Here is a 14,958-nt window from a genome sequence, read left to right on the forward strand (position 1 = left end):
AGCCGCCGCGACGCTGCGTCGCAATGCAACTGCCGGGCATCATCGCAAAACCTTGATTGGCCCTGCGCGCGGCGCCGGTTTAGGAGGAGGGCTGCAGTTACAGCGAGGCATCATGGCACGCGCGAGCTTCAACGCCGCGATCCAGGGGGTGATCCTGTCGGGCCTTCTTGCCGTTGCTCCCGTGGTCGCATGGGCGCAGGCGGGCCCGGTCGGATCTTCGGGGGCGGGCAGCCCGGGGGGCGGAGGTTTCTTCGCCGCCGGTTCTTCCACGACCCCGGCAGCGGCCGGGGGCGATGTTCGCGTCCTGCCGAGCCAGAGCCCCGCACCCGCGCCCGGATCGCTGCCCGGGGCGTCGCTGGTCGAAAGCCTGAACCGCGCGCTGGATCGCGCCCTTGCCCCTGCGGTGGGGGATGCGAAGACCAATGCGCTGATCGCGCCCGCGGCGGCGCCTGCGCCCTCGCCGGTGGTGGTCGAGCTGTTCACCTCGCAGGGCTGTTCGGCCTGTCCGCCCGCCGATGCGGCGCTGGCCAAGGTGGCGGCGCGGCCCGATGTTCTGGCGCTGTCGCTGCATGTCGATTACTGGGATTATCTGGGCTGGGAAGATCCCTTTGCCCAGCCCGCCTTCACCGCGCGGCAAAAGGCCTATGCCCGGGCCGCCGGTCTGCGCACGCTTTACACGCCGCAGGTGATCGTGGCCGGAACGGAATCGCTGACCTCGCCCGCCGAGCCGGATCTGGACGCGGTGATCACCAAGGCCGCGGCGCAGGCGCCGCTGGTGGCGATGACGGTCAGCCGCGGCGCCCAGCCCGGCCAATATGCGATCGACCTTTCGGCGCCCAAGCCGTTGCGGCAGGGCACGGTGGTGCAGATCGTGCGCTATGTGCCGCAGGCCCGGGTGGAGATCCTGCGCGGCGAAAATGCCGGTCAGGTGCTGGATTTCGCCAATGTGGTGACGGCCTGGCATGCGGTGGCCGAATGGGACGGCAAGGCCCCGGTGCGGCTGAACGCGCAGATCGAGGGCGAGGAACCGGCGGCGGTGATCGTGCAGACCGCGCTGCCGGGCAAGACCGTGCCGCTGCCGGGGGCGATTCTGGCGGCGGGCTGGCTGCGCTGAGCGGCCCCGGCTACAGGTTCTTCCAGCGCCGGTGAATCCAGAACCATTGTTCGGGATGGGCACGCACCCGGGCTTCCAGCCGGTCGTTGAAGTCCTGACACATCGCCTCGGGCGTGCCGGGCGGGATCGGGTCTTCGACCTCGATCACGAAGCTGAAGCCGTCGGGCTGGCGGGTGGCAAAGATCGGGATCAGCGGCACGTCGTAGCGCAGCGCCACCTCGGCCGCGGAAAGCGCCGTGCGGGCCTTGCGGCCGAAAAAGGTCAGATCGGCGCCCGCGCTCAGATATTGGTCGATCGCAAGGCCGATCATCCCGCCATCTTGCAGGAAGCGCATCATCCGCGCCATGCCGCGGCGGTTGCGCGGGAAAAGCGGTTTGGCGATGCGCTCGATCGCGGCGACATAGCGGGTGTTGAAGGCGCGGTTGTCCATCGGCCGGTAAAGCGCGCCCATCCGGTAGCCGCGCCCGACCAGCCCGCCGCGGAAGACATCGTAATTGCCGAAATGACCCGAGACGAGCACGACCCCCTTGCCCTCGGCGTGGCAGCGTTCCAGCAGCGCCGCGCCGGGGCCGGAGAGCGGCAGATCGCGGCAGCGCGCGACGAAGTCCGGGCCGGAAAAGATCTCGGCCAGCGTCCGGCCGACATTGTCGGGCACGGCACGGACCAGACGGTCCACCTCGGCCGCGGGCAGATCGGGCAGGGCGATGGCCAGATTGGCGCGGATGCGCTTGCGCCAGCCCGCCAAGGGCGCCACCACCTCGGCAAAGAACCGCCCCGAGAGCGCGACGCGGGCGTGATAGGGCAAAAGCCCCAGCAGCCGGACCGTTGCGCCAAAGGCCCGCGCCGAAAGCAGATCGCGCAGCCGTTGCGGGGGAAAGCCGTCGTCTTCGGACATCTTCGTCACTCGTTGCTTGCGCAGGCGCGGGCCTCTGCCCGCTCGCGCGACCAGACATAGATACCCGCGGCCACGATCACAAGGGCGCCAATAACCGTATAAAGATCAGGCAGTTGCGCGAAGAACGCCCAGCCCCAGAGCCCCGAGAAGATCAGATCGGCATAGCCGAAAGGCGCGATCGACCCGGCCTCGGCCTTGCGAAAGGCGACGATCAGCGCGGCCTGACCCACCGCGCCCAGCGCGCCGACGGCCAGGAAAAGCGGCAGGTCAATGGGCGCCACCTCCTGCCAGAAGAAGGGCAGAGCCAGCGAGGACAGCCCGGTGCCGACCATCGCCGACCACAGGACCGAGGTGGCGGTGGAATCAAACCGCACCACCCGCGTCAGCAGCGCGCCGCCCGCATAGGTGAAGCACGCAAGCAGCGCGAGGATCGCCGCCGGATGCATGACGCCGGTGCCCGGGCGCAGCACGATCAGCGCCCCGGCAAAGGCCGCGACGATGCCGATGATCCGCCCCGCGCCCAGTTTCTCGCCCAAAAACAGCGCGGCGCCGAGCGTGATCAGCACCGGCGAGAGCGCGCCCAGCGCCGCCGCATCGGCGAGGCCGATATAGCGGATCGCCAGAAAGAACAGCGCCACCGTGCCCATCTGGAAGCAGCCGCGCAGGAATTGCAGCCCCGGCTGGTGCGAGCGCACAAGCGTCACCAGCCTGCCGCGAAAGAGCAGCGTCACCAGCGCCAGATTGACCGCGAACCGGGCCCAGACCACCATCGCGGGCGGGTAATCCTGCGCCAGCTTCTTTGCCGCCACATCCATCAGCCCAAACAGCATCAGCGCGATCAGGAAAAGACCGATGCCCTGCGCTGTGGCCTTGGCCTTCGCCTCGGCGGCCAGCCGAACGGAGGAGGGGGCCGTCTCCGGCCCCCCCGCATCTCGTGCCGCTTTGTCGCGCAGATCGCTCACAGCAGGCTCTTGACCTTGGCGGCGATGGCTTCGGGGGTAATGCCGAATTCCGCGTAAAGCCGCTCCGCCGGGGCCGAGGCGCCAAAGCCCGTCATGCCGACGAAGCCCGCCTTGCGCTCCATCCCGCGCTCGCCCAGCAGCCAGCGGTCCCAAGGCTGCCGGATCGCGGCCTCGACCGCCACGCGCACGCTGCCCGCGGGCAGGATGCGCTTGCGATAGGCTTCGTCCTGCGCCGCGAAAAGCTCCATGCAGGGCATCGACACGACCCGGGTGCCGATCGCCTCGGCCTGCAGCAACTCGCGGGCCTTCAGCGCGATTTCCACCTCGGAGCCCGTCGCCATCAGGATTGCCTGCCGCTTGCCCTCGGCCTCGGCGATGACATAGGCGCCCTTGGCGGTCAGGTTCGCGGGGCTGTGCTTGGTGCGCAGGGTGGGCAGGTTCTGCCGCGACAGCGCCAGCACCGAGGGCGTGCGCTCCGACGACAGCGCCAGTTCCCAGGCCTCGGCGGTCTCGATGATGTCGGCCGGGCGGAAGGTCCAAGTGTTCGGCGTCGCCCGGCAGATCGCCAGATGCTCGACCGGCTGGTGCGTCGGGCCGTCCTCGCCCAGACCAATCGAGTCATGCGTCATCACATAGACCGTGGGAACCCCCATCAGCGACGACAGCCGCATCGCGCCGCGGGCATAGTCGGTGAAGCAGAAGAAGGTCCCGCCATAGGGCCGCACGCCGCCATGCAGCCACATGCCGTTCATCGCCGCCGCCATCGCATGTTCGCGGATGCCGTAGCGCATGTAGCGGCCCTTGTGATTGTCGGGCATGAAATCCTCGATATCCGAGGTTTTCGTCAGGTTCGACCCGGTCAGGTCGGCCGAGCCGCCGATGGTTTCGGGCACCACCGGGTTGATCGCGGCCAGAACCATTTCGCTGGCCTTGCGGGTGGCCACTTTCGGCGCGGCTTCCGACTGCGCCTTCTTGAAGGCGCGCACGGCCGCGGCCAGTTTCGGTGCGACGCCGCGGGCCATCTGCCGTTCGAATTCGGCGCGCTTGCCCGCGGGGATCGCCGCCAGACGGGCTTCCCATTCGGCGCGTTCCGCGGCGCCCTTGGCCCCGATCGCTTCCCATTCCGCCTTGATCTCGGCCGGGATCACGAAGGGACCATGTTCCCAGCCGTAAGCCTCGCGGGTCAGCTTGATTTCGGCATCGCCCAAGGGCGCGCCATGCACCGCATAGCTGTCGGCCTTGTTCGGGCTGCCGAAACCGATCAGCGTCTTGCAATCGACAAGCACCGGGCGTTTCGATTTCTGCGCCGCGGTCAGGGCGCGGTCGATATCCTCGGGGTCATGGCCGTCGCAGGACAGCACGCGCCAGCCCGAAGCGGCAAAGCGGGCCTTCTGGTCGGTCACGTCCGACACCGTCACCCGGCCGTCGATGGTGATGTTGTTGTTGTCCCAAAGCACGATCAGGTTATCAAGCTCCTGCTTGCCCGCCAGACCGATGGCTTCCTGGCTGATGCCCTCCATCAGGCAGCCGTCGCCCGCGATCACCCAGATCTTGTGGTTGACAAGCTTGCGCCCGAACCGCGCCGCCATGGATTTCTCGGCAATCGCCATGCCCACCGCGGTCGAGATCCCTTGCCCAAGCGGGCCGGTGGTGGTCTCGACCCCTTCCAGATGGCCGTATTCCGGGTGCCCCGCCATCCGCGCGCCCCACTGGCGGAAGTTCTTCACCTCGTCGAGCGTCGATTGTTCGTAGCCGGTCAGGTGCAGCAGCGCATAAAGCAGCATCGAGCCATGGCCGGCCGAGAGCACGAAGCGGTCACGATCCGCCCAGTTCGGGGCTTTCGCGTCGAATTTCAGGTGGTTGCGGAACAGCACGGTGGCGACATCGGCCATGCCCATCGGCATCCCGGGGTGCCCGGAATTCGCGGCCTGCACGGCGTCGATCGCCAGCACGCGGATCGCGGTGGCAAGCTTCCAGTGATCGGGGTTCTTGGCCCGCAGAGCGGCGATATCCATGAGGTGCATCCTTTGTTGCGCCGAAATCTTCGGTCACGGTGATAACAGGGATCGGGGCAGATTCAAGCTTGTGCCCCAAGTGCTTGATGCAAAAAGGTGGGAGGCGCGCGCGCCAGCCGCTAGAATGGGGCGGGGCCCCGTGCGGATGCGATTCGCTGCGGGGTTGCGCCATATCCCGGCGCGGTCGCGTTGACGCCGCCCGCCGGATGGACGAAACGACCGACAAGACCGGAATGACCGACAAGAACGAAGACGAAGGGCAGTGAGCGAGGGATGGCATGACCGAACTGGCCGAATATGAGCGCCGCATCGCTTTTGCGCTCGAACGCATCGGGCGCGGCGTCGAGACGCTGACCGAGCTGCGGGCGGCGGCGCTGTCCGTGGCAGAGGCGGTGCCCGAGCCCGCGCCGCAGCCTGCGGCCGAGCCCGCCGCCGAAATCGCCGCCGAAACCGGCCCCTCGGCCGAGGTGCTGGCGCTGCAGGCGGAACTGGAGGCCGAACGGGCGGCCAGTGCGCAGCTGACCGAGCGGGTGCTGGCGATCCGCGAGAAGCAGGAAACGACGCTGGCGGCGCTGGAAAAGCGGCTGTCGCAGGCCACCCGGGCGCTGGAAGCGGTGCAGGTCGAGGCGAACCGGCTCAAGCGGGCGAATGGCGAGCTGATCGAGGTGAACCGGCAGCTGATCGACGGGGCGGGGCGGATCGACCCGGCTCTGGTCAATCTCTCGATGCAGGCGGAACTCGAGGCGCTGCGGGCGGCCCGCGCCTGGGAGGCGTCGGAGCTGTCCGACATCGTCACCGGGCTGGCGCCCTTGGTGGCGGCCCATGCGAAGGGACAACCGGCGGGGGGATCGGAGAATGGCTGAATTGCGCATCACCATCGGCGGGCGAGAGTTCGACGTCGCCTGTCAGGAGGGCGAGGAGCGCTACCTGACCGCGGCGGCGGCGATGCTGGACACCGAGGCGCAATCGCTGTCGCAGCAGCTGGGCCGCATTCCCGAGGCGCGGATGCTGTTGATGGCGGGGCTGATGCTGGCCGACAAGGCGGCCGGGGCCGAAGACAACGTGCGGCAGCTGCGCGCCCGGGTCGAGGAGCTGGAAACGCAGCTGGCGGCGGCGCGGGCCAATCCGGTCAAGGTCGAGGTGCCGGTGCTGCCTGCGGGCGTGACCGAGACCCTGGCCGAAATCGCCGCCCGCGCCGAGGCGATGGCCGACCGGGTCGAAGAAGCGGCCGCAAGCTGAGTCGCGGCCTTACGAAAAAGGGGGCGTGACGGTGATCCCGTCGCGCCCCCGTTCGTGCGTCACATCGTTTGTTCCTTTGGGCCCCGTTCTGTCAGACGGGGCGGGTCAGGCGAAGCGCCACAGCAACACGCCCGACCACAGCACCGCCAGAATCGCCGTGGTCAGCAGATGCGAGCGCGGCGCGATCTGCCCCATCTTCGCAAGGCGGCGCGACGGGGTCTGGTGCGACGGGGTCTGGCGCGGCAGGGGCAGATGGGCGAAGGCAGGGGCGAAGCTCATGACACACTGTCCTTTGGCGAGGGAAGCTTTCCATAAAATCTACCGCGGAAGTCGTGTATATCAAGGGAATAAACACGCTTTATTGTGTCGTGATTTGGCGGAAATCTTCTCTCCGGGGCCTGCGCGACACCGCGGGCAGATCCGAAGATCGCCCCGTAACAGCTTCAGAAGAAATGACGATCAGCTTTCCAGCAGCTTTGCCGCCGGGCTGCCCGCGCGCAGCATGTCGTCCAGCGTCAGCGATTCGATCAGCACCAGATAGGACCAGAACACCTCGGCGAAGACCTTGCGGATCCGGCATTCGGCCTCGTCCGCGCAATCGTCGCAGGGCTGATAGGCGGTGCGCGACAGGCAGGGCAGCGGCGCGATCGGACCGTCGATGCGGCGCAGCAGGTCCGACAGCGAAATCTCGCGCGGGGGCTTGAGCAGCGTATAGCCGCCCGACCGGCCGCGGATCGAGGCCACCACCCCCGCCTTGCGCAGATCCAGCAGGATATGCTCCAAAAACCGCTTCGGCGTGCCCGAGCGGGTGGCGATCTCCTCGATCGTCAGCGCCTGCGGCGTCTCGCGCCGGGCCTCGTCAGCCAGTTCCAGAAGCGCCTTGAGCGCATATTTCATCTTCTGCGTGATCATGTGCCAGCCTTACGGGCGCGGCCCCCGTTAATCAACGTCGATCTTGCCGGGATTTCGGGCATTTCCGGCCCTGCGGCGAAAAATCCGCTTAATATCTATAAAAGCAGTAGACAATATGGGAATTCCGGCGATGCTGGGGGGAACCAGGAACCGGAGGGGCGCATGGCGGAGCTGGATCTGATCGACCGCAAGATCGTGGCGGAACTGATGCGCGATGCGACGCTGCCGGTGGCGCAGATCGCCGACCGGGTCGGGCTGTCGCAGACGCCGTGCTGGAAGCGCATCCAGAAGCTGGAGGCGACGGGGGTGATCGAGCGGCGCGTGGCGCTGGCCAATCCGCACGCGCTGGGGGTGGGGCTCTGTGTCTTCATCGCGATCGAGGCCCCCGACCACGGCCCGGACTGGCGCGCCACCTTTGCCGCGGCGGTGGAAAATCTGCCTGAAATCATGGAGGTGTGGCGGATGGCGGGCGAGATGGATTACCTTCTGCGCGTCGCCGTGGCCGATATGGGGGCCTATGACCGGCTTTATCGGCGCCTGACCGATGCGGTGCCGATCCGCACCCTCAGCGCGCATTTCGCGATGGAGCGGCTGCGCTTTTCCACCGCCTATCCGATCGACACCGCGCATTGGTGAGGGGGGGCGACGTTTCGTCGCTTGCGGCCGTTGCCAAAGCCGCCGCGCCGTCTTAGCTGGGGCGGGCAGGCGGCACGAGAGGGGCGCGCGATGACACTTTCCGCTTTTGCGCTGGCGACGGCGGCGCTGCTGATCGCACCGGGGCCGACCAACACGCTGATGGCGGTCGCCGGGGCAAGCCATGGCCTTGGCCGGGTGGTGCGGCTGCTGCCGGCCGAACTGGCGGGCTATCTGGCCACGGTGCTGCCGCTGGCGTTTCTGGGCGCCGCGCTGCTGGATCATGCGCCGCGGGTGGCGACGGTGCTGCAGCTTGTGGCGGCGCTTTGGGTGATGGCGCTGGCCTTGCGGCTGTGGCGGGCGGCGGCGGCCGGGGGGGCGGGCTTTCACATCGGCCGCAAGCGGATCTTCCTGACCACGCTGCTCAATCCCAAGGCGCTGATCTTCGGTCTGGTGCTGTTGCCTGCGCCAGACCCGTCGGACTTCGCGGCGCGGCTGGCGGTTTTCGTCGGGCTGGTTGGTCTTGCGGCGCTGCTCTGGGGCGGTTTCGGGGCGCTTGGCCACAATTCGGGGCAGGCGGGCGGGCCGGGGCAGGCGGGCGGGGCGCGGCTTGACCGGCTGCGTCGGCTCGCCTCGGCCTGGCTGGCGCTGGTCTCGGTCTCGCTGGTCTGGGGGGTGCTGCGCGGCTGACCCGGGCGCGTTAATCGCATGGCAAGGCTTGGGCTTTAGGGCTGGGGGCAAGTCCGAACAGGAGTCCCCATGCGTTTGCCGTCCTTCGCCATGCTCGTCCTTGCCCTTCTGGCTGGCGCTGCGCCCCTCGTTCCCGGGGCGGGGCGGGCGCAGGAGGCCCCCCCCGCGCGGGAGGGGGTGAGGGCAAGCGACATCGTCTTTGCGCAGGTGGCGCCGCTGGCCGGACCGGCGGCGGCTTTGGGCACGGGCATGAACCTTGGCATCCGCGCCGCCTTCGAGGAGGCGAATCGCGCCGGGGGGGTGCAGGGGCGGCAGCTGCGGCTGGACTCTTTCGACGATGGCTACGAGCCCGAAACCTCGGCCGAACGCACCCGGGCGCTGATTGCGGGCGATGCCCATCTGGCGCTGATCGGCCCGGTCGGCACGCCGACCTCGCAGGCGACGCAACCGCTGGCGGCGGCGGCGGGCTGGCCTTTCATCGGCGCCTTCACCGGCGCGGCCTTTCTGCGCGATCCGAAATTACGCAATGTTTTCAACCTGCGCCCTTCCTATGGGGCCGAGGCCGAGGCCTGGGTGCGCCATCTGGTCGAGGATCGGGGCAAGCGCAAGATCGGCATTCTCTATCAAGACGACAGTTTCGGCCGGGCCGGTCTGGCGGCGCTGGAGGCGGCGCTTTCGAAACGCGGCATGCAGTTGACGGCGCGCGGCGCCTATGTCCGCAACACCCTGGCGGTGAAGACCGCGCTTTTGGGCCTGCGCCGCGCCGGGGCCGAGGCGGTGGTGATGGTGGGCACCTACAAGCCGGTGGCGGAATTCGTCCGCGTCGCGCATCGGATCGGCTACAGGCCTGATCTGGTGAACATTTCCTTTGTCGGCACCGATGCGCTGGTGGCCGAACTCGGGCCCGAGGGCGCGGGGGTGGTGATCTCGCAGGTGGTGCCCTATCCGCAAGAGGACAGCCTGCCGGTGGTGGCCCGCTATCAGGCGGCTCTGGCGGCGCTTGATCCTCAGGCAAAGCCCGGATTCGTCTCGCTTGAGGGCTATCTGGTCGGGCGGCTGGCGATCGCGGCGCTGCAGGCTGCGGGCCCCGCCCCGACGCGCGCAAGCTATCTGGCCGCCTTGCAGGGCCTCGGCACCGTCGATCTTGACGGGCTGAGCCTCGTGTTCGGGCCGCAGGACAATCAGGGGCTGGATCAGGTCTTTCTGACCGTGATCTCGCCCGAGGGCACGATCGCCGAACTGCCGGGCGCGGCCAGCCCGACCCCGGCGCCGCCCGGGGCGGACGGCTGAGACCGGTCCGGGACAGGAGATGGCGATGACCCGCATCCGCAATCTGTTCGCCAGCGTCGGGGCGAAGATCCTCGGGATCGTGCTGACCCTGGTCGCGATGACCGCGCTGGCGGTCGGCATCGGTCTTGACGCCTTCCGCGCCACCGATGGCGTCGTCCGCGATCTGACCGAGGACGAGGTCCCGGCGCTGCGCCGCACCACCGCGCTGGGCGCCGCCACGGGCGAACTCGGTCAGGCGATGGTGGGCATCCTGTCGGCCGGGTCCGCGGCCGAGCTTGAAACCGTGCGCCAGCAGCTGCAGGGGACGCTTGACCGGCTCAAGGCCGAGCTGCGCAGCCAGGACACCGCGGCACCCGCGGCGCTGGGCGGGGCGGTGACGACGATCGGCACCGAGGCCGGGGCGCTGGTCGATGCCCGTCTGGCGGGCTTTGCGGCGCTGCAGGCGACCGATACCGCGGTCGGCGGCATCTTCGAGGCCAATGCGCGGATCTCCGAAAAGCTGATCGAGATCGGCGATGACGCCTATTTCAACATGGTGATGGGCGGCGAGGGCGCGGCGGGCACGGTGAAAGCCACGCTCGAAACGCTGGTCGATCGCGATTTCGCCCGGCTCAGCGATGCGCTGGCGCTGCGGGTCGAGGTGAACATGCTGCGCGGCGCGGCGCTGGCGATGGTGCCGGGGCTCGACATTGCCGGTCAGACGATCGTGCGCGACAGCGTGGCGGCCTGCGAGGCGCGGATGCAGGACAAGCTTTTCGCGCTGGGCGACAGCGGTCCGCTGGCGGCGCTGCGCCCCGATCTGACGCGTCTTGCGGTGCTGGCCCGGGATCTGGCGAAACCCGGGGCGGCCCCCGGCGAGGGGCTGCGCCGCGAGATCCAGAGCCTGGCGACCCGGGTCGATCTGGGGCTGGCGGTGGCGGTCGATGATCTGGCCTTCGCGCTGACGCTGAACGCGATCGAGGCGGGCAGGGCAAATGCTGCAACGATCGACACGCTGCTGACCCGCGACGTGGCACCGATGATCGAGGCGGCACGGATCGAGGCCCGCGCCCGCGATCTGGTCGCCTCGGCGCTGCGTCTGGCGCTCAGCCGCAGCGAGGAAAGCTTCACCCGCGAAAGCGCCGCGCTCGAAACCGCGCGGGCGGCGGTGGCGGGGCAGATGGCGCAGGTGCCGCCCGATCTGGCGCCGCTGCTGCGCGATCTGCTGGCGCGCACCGATCCGGCAACCGGGCTGGCACAGGCGCATCTGGCCTCGATCCGGGCGCGGGCGGCGGCCGAGGCGGCCTTTGGCGCGGCCAATGCGGCGCTGGCGACGATCGACGCCGAGGCGGCAGGCGCCGCCGAAACCGTGCTCTTGCGGATCGAGGAGACCAGCGCGGCGGTGCATGCGCGCACCAACGACGCGATCGGGACGATCCTGATCGTGGCGGCGCTCAGCGCGGGGCTCGGGGTTGCGGCCTCGGCGCTGGCCTGGCTTGGCATCGTGCGGCCGTTGCGGCGCGCGACCCTGGCGACGGCGCGGCTGGCGGGTGGCGACACTGCGGCGGTCGACGGGCTGCGGCCGGGCGCGGGCGAGATCGGCGCTCTGGTCGGGGCGCTCGTGGTGTTTCGCGATGCGCTGCGCGACAAGGCCCGGCGCGATCTGGAAGACCGGCAGCGCGCCGAGGATCTGGCGGCGGCCGAACGTGCGGCCCATGCGGCGGCGGTGGCTGCGGCCGAGGCCGAGCGCGACCGCGAGCGGCAGGCGCAGCAGCAGGCCGAGGCGGAGCGGGCCGAGCGGCGGCGTCTGCGCGAGGCGGCCGAGGCCGAGCGGGCGGCATTGCTGCACGAGCAGCAGCAGGTGGTTTCGGAGCTGGCCGCCGCGCTGCGGGCGATGTCGGCGGGCGATCTGACAGCGCGTATCGACACCGCCTTTCCTGAAGCTTACGAGGGCTTGCGGCAGGATTTCAACCAGGCGATCGCGCGGATGTCGGACCTGCTGGCCGAAATCGTCCGCGCCGGTGGCAATGTGCAATCCGAGGCGCATCAGCTGGAAACCGCCGCGACCGAACTGGGGCGGCGCACCGAGACCCAGGCCGCCTCGCTTGAAGAGACCGCGGCGGCGATGAACCAGATGGCGGCTTCGGTGGCGCAATCGGTGCAGGGCGCGCGCGAGGCGGCACGGGCGGTGGGCGAGACCCGCGCGACCACGGCCAGCGGGCGCGCGGTGGTGCGGCGCACGCTGCAGGCGATGACCGATATCGCGCAAAGCTCGGAGCGGATTTCGCGCATCACCTCGGTGATCGACGACATCGCCTTCCAGACCAATCTTCTGGCGCTGAATGCCGGGGTGGAGGCCGCGCGGGCGGGCGAGAGCGGGCGCGGTTTCGCCGTTGTCGCCTCGGAAGTTCGGGCTTTGGCGCAGCGCTCCTCCGAGGCCGCGCGCGAGATCGCCGAGCTGATCGCGACCTCGGTGCGGCAGGTGGACGAGGGGGTGGAACTGGCCACCGGCTCCGATGCGGCGCTGGGCCGGATCGAGGATCTGGTGGGGCGGCTCGACCAGCTTCTGGCGGCGATCGAGACCGGCGCGGGCGAGCAATCGGCGGGGATTTCCGAAATCACCGCGGCGGTGAACCAGCTTGATCAGCTCACCCAGCACAATGCCGCGATGTTCGAGGAGAATTCCGCGGCGACGCAGGGTCTTTTGGACGAGGCGCAGGGGCTGCGGGCGCTGACCGCGGTGTTCCGCACCGGCGCGGAGACGGCGGCGCCGATCGCCCGGGCGGGCTGAGCCGCTCCCGGGGCCGTTTCGGCTCAACCTGTCATTGCGACGCAAATTCAAGACCTTGGGCGGCGAAAATAGCGCCGCTCATAGCGGCCATGCAGGGCGTTTCGGCGGTTGCCGCTGTCGTCGCAGGCTGTTAGGTGCGGGCCGCACCGAAGCAGGGGGACCGTGATGGGGACCGAAATCGACCCGGTGGTGAAGCGCCACCGCGACCTTGAACGTTACGCCAATGCCGCGTTGAAGGCGGGGCGGATCATGATGGAAAGCGGCGCCTCGGTCAGCGTCGTGCATCGCGGCATCGCGATGATCGCGCGCGGCTTCGGGGTGGAAACGATCGGGCTGCGCTCGGGCTATACCTCGATTGCGATGACGGTCCATGCCGAGGATCAGACCATCACCCGGATGCTGCAGGTCGGGCGGCTGGGCGTCAATCACCGGCTGGATCTGGCGGTGCGCGAACTTTGCGCGCGCGCCGAAAAGGGCGGCATGAGCGTCGATGCGGTCGAGGCCGAACTGGCGCGGCTGGTGCGCGAGACGCCGCGCCATGCGCCCTGGGTCACCGCGCTGGCGGTGGGGCTGGCCTGTGCCGCCTTCGGCCGGTTGCTGGGCATCGACTGGGCGGCCTTCGGGCCGGTCTGGCTCGCGGGCGCGATCGGGCAATTCATCCGCCATCACCTGCTGCATCGCGGCGTGAACATCTTCATCGTCGCGGGGGCGATTTCCTTCCTGTCGGCGACGCTGGGCGGGCTTGGATCGCTCGCGCTGCACAGCGGCACGGTGCAGCTGGCGATGATGGCCTCGATCCTGCTTCTGGTGCCGGGCGTGCCTTCGACCAATGCGCAGACCGACATCATGGACGGCTATCCGACGATGGGCAGCGCCCGCGCCGTCTGGGTGCTGATGATCATGCTGTTTGCCGCCACCGGCATCTGGTTTGCCGAAGAACTTCTGGGAATGAGGGGCTGATCATGTGGGAATTTCTGCCGCATTTTCTGCATCAGGCGCTGTTTGGCGCCGTCGCAGCCGCCGGTTTCGGGGTGCTGTTCAACTTCGGCCTGCGGGCGCTGCCCTGGTGTGCGGGGGCGGGGGCGCTGGCGCTGATGGTCCGCACCGGCGGGCAGGAACTGGCCTGGAGCCTCGAGGGCGCCTCTTTCGCGGCGGCCATCATCACCTCCTGCGCGGTTTCGGCGCTGCGCCGCCAGCTTGGCCCGGCCTGCAATGCGGTGGCGCTGGCGGGCTGCATCCCGATGGTGCCCGGCGCCTTTTTCGGTCAGGCGCTCTTGGGCTTCTTCGCCCTGACCGCCCCGCATCCGGCCGATGCGATCGACACGTTCGTGAATGCGGCCGAACATATCATCCGGGTGATCTTCACCCTTGCGGCGATCGGCGCCGGTCTGGCGATCCCGGCGCAACTGCTGAAAAATCAGGATTTCTGAGCCCCGGCATGTCCCGCCGCGTCGTTGCGGCGGGCCAATCTCCGTCAGCGGGGCGCGCGCCCCGCGACCGGATCATTCGGTCCCGTAACAGCTCAGTCTTGCGGGTGCGCCCTCTTCGATCCGGGGCAGGAATGGCGCGTCGTCGAAATTGCGCGATTCCTCCAGCCTGTTCTTGCCCCGCACCGAGGCCCCGAACTTGCCTTCAAGCACGTCTTTCGGCGCGTTGAACAGAAAGCTATCCATGTAGATTTCGGAACCGATCCCGGCCTCCATCTGCAGGCCGATGATCTCAAGCCCGTGATAGGTTCCGCGCAGCGGCACATCCAGATGTTGCGTGGAACCCGTCTTGCGCGCCCGCACCGGCTGCAGCGGCGGCGGGTTGTCCGTGGGCCAAAGGATCGCCGCCCCCGCGGCCGGGGTGGTGCGCAGCCCGTCGGGATCCTCAAACTCCGCCGGAAAGGCCTCCCACAGGCTGCGGGCAAAAGCGTCATAGGCGGGGGAGAAGTCGCAAGCCTCGATCCCGCGCAGGAAATCATCCAGCACCGGCAGCGGCGCGGGCGGGGCCGGGTCGGGCGGGCCGGGGTCGAAGCGGAACAGCGCCCCCGCCGCCGTGGCCGTGACCAGCTGGCCGCGCTTGTCCATCGCCAGGAAATCCGCGGGCTGGTCCTGAAACTGCGGCGCGCAGCCCGCGGTTTCGGGGCGCAGCGCCACGCCAAGGCCGATGCCGGGATAAAGCACCTCGTAGCGGGTATAGGCGCAATGCGTGCCCGCCTGCAGCTGCGCAACATGGCTGCGGGTGATCGCGCAATCGCCTGCGAACAGCGTTTCCCCCGTGGGCGCGGTCACGCTGCAGGCGCCCTGATGCCGTTGCAGCCCATCGGCGGCGCCCGCCACAACCGGCAGCGCCGCGCCCAGCCACAGGGCGGCCGCAAAGGAACACCGAAGCCACATCGCAAAATCCCCGCACGAAGACTTCGCGCGACTTTCGCGGCGGAAGATGAAGGCAAG

General features: G+C 69.1%; 15 protein-coding genes. 9 read left to right on the top strand and 6 right to left on the bottom strand.

Annotated features, from left to right (window positions below; genetic code table 11):
• Positions 1-112: 112 nt before the first annotated feature.
• On the top strand, positions 113-1,114 hold the full coding sequence (locus ACTTAG_RS07925) for a DUF1223 domain-containing protein (RefSeq protein ID WP_444464958.1): 1,002 nt from the start codon (positions 113-115) through the stop codon (positions 1,112-1,114).
• 10 nt (positions 1,115-1,124) lie between these two features.
• On the opposite strand, the gene ACTTAG_RS07930 is transcribed toward ACTTAG_RS07925, so the two are convergent.
• Genes ACTTAG_RS07930 through tkt form a run of 3 tightly spaced genes read right to left on the bottom strand, consistent with a single transcriptional unit; the run spans position 1,125 to position 4,986 of the window.
• Entirely contained in the window at positions 1,125-2,009 is an 885-nt protein-coding gene (locus ACTTAG_RS07930; protein ID WP_444464959.1) for a lysophospholipid acyltransferase family protein, read from the bottom strand.
• 5 nt (positions 2,010-2,014) lie between these two features.
• Positions 2,015-2,971, bottom strand: coding sequence for a DMT family transporter (locus ACTTAG_RS07935; RefSeq protein ID WP_444464960.1), 957 nt, complete (start codon positions 2,969-2,971; stop codon positions 2,015-2,017).
• The gene (gene tkt / locus ACTTAG_RS07940; protein WP_444464961.1) at positions 2,968-4,986 is read right to left on the bottom strand and encodes a transketolase; all 2,019 of its coding nucleotides are present in this window, start codon (positions 4,984-4,986) and stop codon (positions 2,968-2,970) included. Before tkt ends, ACTTAG_RS07935 begins: the two co-directional genes overlap by 4 nt.
• A 278-nt stretch (positions 4,987-5,264) precedes the next feature.
• On the opposite strand from tkt, the gene ACTTAG_RS07945 reads away from it, so the two are divergent.
• Together ACTTAG_RS07945 and ACTTAG_RS07950 are read left to right on the top strand one after the other, a co-directional pair.
• On the top strand, positions 5,265-5,849 hold the full coding sequence (locus tag ACTTAG_RS07945) for a hypothetical protein (RefSeq protein ID WP_444464962.1): 585 nt from the start codon (positions 5,265-5,267) through the stop codon (positions 5,847-5,849).
• The gene (locus ACTTAG_RS07950) at positions 5,842-6,225 is read left to right on the top strand and encodes a cell division protein ZapA (protein WP_444464963.1); all 384 of its coding nucleotides are present in this window, start codon (positions 5,842-5,844) and stop codon (positions 6,223-6,225) included. The genes ACTTAG_RS07945 and ACTTAG_RS07950 overlap by 8 nt, the downstream gene beginning before the upstream one ends.
• A 105-nt stretch (positions 6,226-6,330) precedes the next feature.
• Here ACTTAG_RS07950 and ACTTAG_RS07955 read toward each other — a convergent pair whose 3' ends face one another.
• A complete protein-coding gene (locus ACTTAG_RS07955; RefSeq protein WP_444464964.1) occupies positions 6,331-6,504 on the bottom strand; it encodes a hypothetical protein in 174 nt (57 codons plus the stop codon).
• Between the two features lie 180 nt (positions 6,505-6,684).
• Positions 6,685-7,137 carry an Rrf2 family transcriptional regulator gene (locus ACTTAG_RS07960; RefSeq protein WP_444464965.1) on the bottom strand — a complete coding sequence of 151 codons (453 nt, stop codon included), beginning with the start codon at positions 7,135-7,137 and terminating at the stop codon, positions 6,685-6,687.
• A 162-nt stretch (positions 7,138-7,299) separates the two neighbouring features.
• Between ACTTAG_RS07960 and ACTTAG_RS07965 the strand changes: the two genes are divergently transcribed.
• The 6 genes from ACTTAG_RS07965 (at position 7,300) to ACTTAG_RS07990 (ending at position 13,950) form a co-directional block, all read left to right on the top strand.
• Positions 7,300-7,773, top strand: coding sequence for an Lrp/AsnC family transcriptional regulator (locus tag ACTTAG_RS07965; protein ID WP_444464966.1), 474 nt, complete (start codon positions 7,300-7,302; stop codon positions 7,771-7,773).
• Positions 7,774-7,863: 90 nt separating this feature from the next.
• Positions 7,864-8,460, top strand: coding sequence for a hypothetical protein (locus ACTTAG_RS07970; protein ID WP_444464967.1), 597 nt, complete (start codon positions 7,864-7,866; stop codon positions 8,458-8,460).
• Between the two features lie 69 nt (positions 8,461-8,529).
• Positions 8,530-9,750, top strand: a complete 1,221-nt coding sequence (locus tag ACTTAG_RS07975; RefSeq protein WP_444464968.1) for an ABC transporter substrate-binding protein — start codon at positions 8,530-8,532, stop codon at positions 9,748-9,750.
• A gap of 25 nt (positions 9,751-9,775) precedes the next feature.
• Positions 9,776-12,520 (top strand): methyl-accepting chemotaxis protein, encoded by a 2,745-nt coding sequence (locus ACTTAG_RS07980; RefSeq protein ID WP_444464969.1) that lies wholly within the window; start codon positions 9,776-9,778, stop codon positions 12,518-12,520.
• A 165-nt stretch (positions 12,521-12,685) separates the two neighbouring features.
• Positions 12,686-13,480, top strand: a complete 795-nt coding sequence (locus tag ACTTAG_RS07985; RefSeq protein ID WP_444464970.1) for a threonine/serine exporter family protein — start codon at positions 12,686-12,688, stop codon at positions 13,478-13,480.
• Between the two features lie 2 nt (positions 13,481-13,482).
• Positions 13,483-13,950, top strand: coding sequence for a threonine/serine exporter family protein (locus ACTTAG_RS07990; protein ID WP_444464971.1), 468 nt, complete (start codon positions 13,483-13,485; stop codon positions 13,948-13,950).
• 72 nt (positions 13,951-14,022) lie between these two features.
• Here the strand turns inward: ACTTAG_RS07990 and ACTTAG_RS07995 are convergent, their stop codons facing one another.
• Positions 14,023-14,901, bottom strand: a complete 879-nt coding sequence (locus ACTTAG_RS07995) for a hypothetical protein (protein WP_444464972.1) — start codon at positions 14,899-14,901, stop codon at positions 14,023-14,025.
• Positions 14,902-14,958: the final 57 nt, after the last annotated feature.

The sequence above is a fragment of the Rhodobacter capsulatus genome (assembly GCF_052363185.1).
Taxonomy (GTDB): domain Bacteria; phylum Pseudomonadota; class Alphaproteobacteria; order Rhodobacterales; family Rhodobacteraceae; genus Rhodobacter; species Rhodobacter capsulatus_E.

Bases quoted from the DNA above. Each gene is read 5' to 3' on its own strand.
- ACTTAG_RS07925 (WP_444464958.1), top strand. From the start codon at position 113: ATGGCACGCGCGAGCTTCAACGCCGCGATCCAGGGGGTGATCCTGTCG.
- ACTTAG_RS07930 (WP_444464959.1), bottom strand. From the start codon at position 2,009: ATGTCCGAAGACGACGGCTTTCCCCCGCAACGGCTGCGCGATCTGCTT.
- tkt (WP_444464961.1), bottom strand. From the start codon at position 4,986: ATGGATATCGCCGCTCTGCGGGCCAAGAACCCCGATCACTGGAAGCTT.
- ACTTAG_RS07945 (WP_444464962.1), top strand. From the start codon at position 5,265: ATGACCGAACTGGCCGAATATGAGCGCCGCATCGCTTTTGCGCTCGAA.
- ACTTAG_RS07950 (WP_444464963.1), top strand. From the start codon at position 5,842: ATGGCTGAATTGCGCATCACCATCGGCGGGCGAGAGTTCGACGTCGCC.
- ACTTAG_RS07955 (WP_444464964.1), bottom strand. From the start codon at position 6,504: ATGAGCTTCGCCCCTGCCTTCGCCCATCTGCCCCTGCCGCGCCAGACC.
- ACTTAG_RS07960 (WP_444464965.1), bottom strand. From the start codon at position 7,137: ATGATCACGCAGAAGATGAAATATGCGCTCAAGGCGCTTCTGGAACTG.
- ACTTAG_RS07965 (WP_444464966.1), top strand. From the start codon at position 7,300: ATGGCGGAGCTGGATCTGATCGACCGCAAGATCGTGGCGGAACTGATG.
- ACTTAG_RS07970 (WP_444464967.1), top strand. From the start codon at position 7,864: ATGACACTTTCCGCTTTTGCGCTGGCGACGGCGGCGCTGCTGATCGCA.
- ACTTAG_RS07975 (WP_444464968.1), top strand. From the start codon at position 8,530: ATGCGTTTGCCGTCCTTCGCCATGCTCGTCCTTGCCCTTCTGGCTGGC.
- ACTTAG_RS07980 (WP_444464969.1), top strand. From the start codon at position 9,776: ATGACCCGCATCCGCAATCTGTTCGCCAGCGTCGGGGCGAAGATCCTC.
- ACTTAG_RS07985 (WP_444464970.1), top strand. From the start codon at position 12,686: ATGGGGACCGAAATCGACCCGGTGGTGAAGCGCCACCGCGACCTTGAA.
- ACTTAG_RS07990 (WP_444464971.1), top strand. From the start codon at position 13,483: ATGTGGGAATTTCTGCCGCATTTTCTGCATCAGGCGCTGTTTGGCGCC.
- ACTTAG_RS07995 (WP_444464972.1), bottom strand. From the start codon at position 14,901: ATGTGGCTTCGGTGTTCCTTTGCGGCCGCCCTGTGGCTGGGCGCGGCG.